2 protein-coding genes are annotated in these 2,024 nt (G+C 70.6%); one reads left to right on the forward strand and one right to left on the reverse strand.

The annotated features are described in order from the left end of the window. A partial coding sequence (locus AC1DU6_RS29025) for a glycosyltransferase (RefSeq protein WP_477861403.1) occupies positions 1-814 on the forward strand: 814 nt, incomplete at its 5' end. On the opposite strand, the gene AC1DU6_RS29030 is transcribed toward AC1DU6_RS29025, so the two are convergent. Further along, positions 769-2,024 (reverse strand): hypothetical protein (locus AC1DU6_RS29030; protein ID WP_477861405.1); only part of this gene is annotated, 1,256 nt, incomplete at its 5' end. The genes AC1DU6_RS29025 and AC1DU6_RS29030 overlap by 46 nt on opposite strands.

The following is a 2,024-nucleotide window of genomic DNA, read 5'->3' on the forward strand; positions in this document are numbered from 1 at the left end:
GCGGGTTCACAGCGAGCACGGCTGGGACGTCAACGATCTCGGCGGCGTCAGCCGCACCRACCAGCGCCTGCGCCGTGTCTACGGTTCTGGCGTGCATCGCTTCGTGGCCTTGTCCAAGGCCATCGAAACCTATCTGACCGGCCCGGTCGGCTTTGCGGCCGAGCGCGTGCAGCGCATCTGCAACGGCGTGGATACGCAGCGGTTCATGCCCGCGGCCGTCCCGCCCGAGGCCTGGCCCTATCGCCGCGGCGAGCATMTTGTCATCGGCGCGGTGGGACGGATGCAGGCCGTGAAGGACCCGCTCAACCTCGTCAACGCCTTCCTGAGCCTGCGCGAGCTTTGCCCGGCCGACTGGCCGCGCTTGCGCCTGGTGATGCTCGGCGGCGGCCCGCTGTTCGACGCGGCGCGTACGCGGCTGGCCGAACGGAGCGCAGCCGATCAGGCCTGGCTGCCCGGCGACCGCAGCGATGTCGCGGCCCTGCTGCCGAACTTCGACATCTTTGCGCTGCCGTCGCAGGCCGAAGGCATCAGCAATACGCTGCTGGAGGCCATGGCCTGCGGCTGCGCGCCGGTCGCGACGGACGTGGGGGGCAACCCCGAACTGGTGGAGAACGACGCGAACGGCCTGCTCGTGCCGGTGCAGGACAGCGCTGCGCTCGCCGCGGCGCTGGCCCGGCTCGTCAACGATGCGGCGCTGCGCCAGCGTCTGGCCGAGGCGTCGCTGGCCCGCGCACGGGCGCAGTTCAGCCTGGACGGCATGATCGCCGCCTATGGGGCCTTGTACGCGTCGGCGGCGCGCGGCCGCAGTTCGTAGGCGGGGAAGCCGCCGGCATCAACCGGGCCGCTGATCGCATAGCGCGCCGCCAGGTGTTCGCGCAGCTTGGCGCGCGGCAAGCCGGCCAGCGCCACCTGCATGACCGGGCCGCGCCAGTCCTGGTCGTCCAGCGCACGGAACACCAGCACGCGACCGCCGCGTGCCAGCGCGGCATCGACCTGCGCATCCAGGCGTGCCAGCAGCGCCGCCGTATCGGCCTTGGTGTCGTTCATCTGCACAAGGTCGATGTTGAAGCGCTCGACGCCCGGCGTGTCGAAGAGGCTGCTGTCCGGCTCACCCGGGTAGGCGGCAAAACCCACGTACAAGCCCTGCGGCCCCAGCGCCGCCTGCAGCGCCTGCTGGCGCTCGGCCAGCGCGAAGCGCGCCTTGGGGATGCCGTAGCCGATGAGGTTGACGACCAGCAGCGCCGGCATCGCGACGCCCAGCAGCCACACGTCCAGCCAGCGCCGGCGCAACTGCAGCGCCAGCACCGCGACCGGCATCGTGAACTGGAACCAGTGCTCCGGGTCGTTGAGGTTGTAGTAGTACGAGAAGGCCGCCGCGCCCAGCACAAAGGCCCAGGGTGACAGCAGGCCGGGCTCGGCGCTGCGCAGCGCCTGGCGGGCACCCACGACGGCGATGGCTGCCAGCAGCAGCCCCACCAGCGCCGCCAGCAAAGCCTGGCCCAGCAACGATGGCAGCACCGCATGCACATCGGGCAGCCAGCCCCACATATAGGCCCGGCCCAGCGTACCGAGGGACGGCAGGAAGGCGAAGTTGTTGATGAGGCTGAAGGCGAAGCGGACCGGCATCTCCTTCCAGGAGACCAGCCAGTTCTGCAAGGCCTGCTTCTCCTTCAGGCCACCCAGCGTGAAGCCCAGCAGGTCCTGCGCCTGCGTCGTGCCGGTCTGGCGTGCCATCACATAGGCGGCCAGCAGCAGCGCAAAGCCCACGACGGCCAGTGTGATCGCATAAGGCAGGGTCTGGCGAAGTGCCACCATGAAGCCCCGGCGGCGTGCACCGCGGATCAGCATGAAGAGGGCCAGCAGCAGGGCCTGGGGCAGTACGCTGACGAGCAGGTTCACGCCCACGCCCGACCAGGCCGCGCTTGCGATCATGTCGCGCGTGCCGGGCTGGCCGGCGGCCTCGGCGCGTTCCCAGCGCAGCGCATGGTGCAGGGCCAGCGCCAGCGGCGGGAACACCATCAGCT

The organism is Roseateles sp. P5_B10 (assembly GCF_056400485.1).